We start from the raw sequence: 1,179 nt of genomic DNA, 5'->3' as shown, positions 1-1,179 counted from the left end.
AGATGTGCGGGATTTGGAACCTGTTTACACAAAAGATGCAAATGATAAAAGGGATTTCTTGTGCCAGGTGTTTATCATAAAGATGGGTATTTACTCTTTGCGCATCAGTTTTTCCGTAGAAGTTTATCTATACTGAATACTACGAATGAGGAATTTTTTAATTCCTTTGAAAAAATGCGTGATGTTTCAACTGTTGAAATACAACTTGCATTGGATATGGATATGGTTGGACTTGTTGGTACAGAGCATCTAGAATTAGAGTATCAGTATATTCGAGGACCACACTTTAATGATGATTTGAACTGTATTCCTGAAGGCGTTACTTGTCATGAAAATGAACATTATGATAATGCTTTTTCAAATCTATTGAGCACCCAGTTTTATTGGCATATTCAAGATGGAAAACGAACTTTTGAATGTGAAGAATTATGTGATAGAGAAAATATTTCTTTTGAGGATGGACAACCTATGTTATGGGGATGTAGATATGTTCATAGCATGATGAATCCGAGTACAGGATTACCAACTCATCTTGATGGTGCAATTAGAATTTATAATGATGAGCAAATTCTTGAGAGAATTGATTTTAAAACAGATATAAGTAAATATGGAAAGAACTCGGAATATATAAAACTGTGGAGAATAGATAACGATTTTTCTGTAGCTATGTGGAAAGAACTTATCAGTGCGTTTTATAGGGAGAATGCATTGATAGGCGAGTATTTTGGTGGTGTTGATGAAAAATATGATCAAATAAAAAAGAAAGCAATGAACATAATTCTGTAGTTAAAAAAACGAATAGTTTTGCACACATTGAATTAACTGAAGGAGAAGGCGTTCGCGTCTATTTTAGATACACCAATAAGTTTGAGATAGCTGAAGACATAGATATTGGAATATATAACAAAGATTGTTTTATTGTTCGAGGTGAAAGAAAGGTTAAGATACTTGATGTAGATACAGTTACTCTTTTGAAATATTTAAAACGTAAAGGGCTTAGTTTGAGAATGCCAAATACTTACTTGATTTCATTTGAAGATATGATATTCAATTTTCCGACATTGTGCTGTAAGAGCTTATGCGTTGCGGACATTGTAATTACTGCAATAAAAGAGTTGTGTCAGGCTTGGGTAAAAAGAGAAGATGATAGGTTGATATCGTTTGGTCTTATGGTTAATT

The 1,179-nt window shown here is 32.8% G+C and carries 2 protein-coding genes; both read left to right on the top strand.

The features are described 5' to 3' along the window. The first annotated feature begins 60 nt into the window (after positions 1 to 60). Positions 61 to 786, top strand: a complete 726-nt coding sequence (locus HMPREF9200_RS07630; protein ID WP_009354145.1) for a hypothetical protein — start codon at positions 61 to 63, stop codon at positions 784 to 786. A gap of 185 nt (positions 787 to 971) precedes the next feature. Then, positions 972 to 1,179 (top strand): hypothetical protein (locus tag HMPREF9200_RS08875; protein WP_218015404.1); only part of this gene is annotated, 208 nt, incomplete at its 3' end.

Source organism: Veillonella sp. oral taxon 780 str. F0422 (genome assembly GCF_000221605.1).
Taxonomy (GTDB): domain Bacteria; phylum Bacillota; class Negativicutes; order Veillonellales; family Veillonellaceae; genus F0422.
Note: the sequence above shows the minus strand (reverse complement) of the source record. Positions and strands in the feature narration are given on the sequence as shown.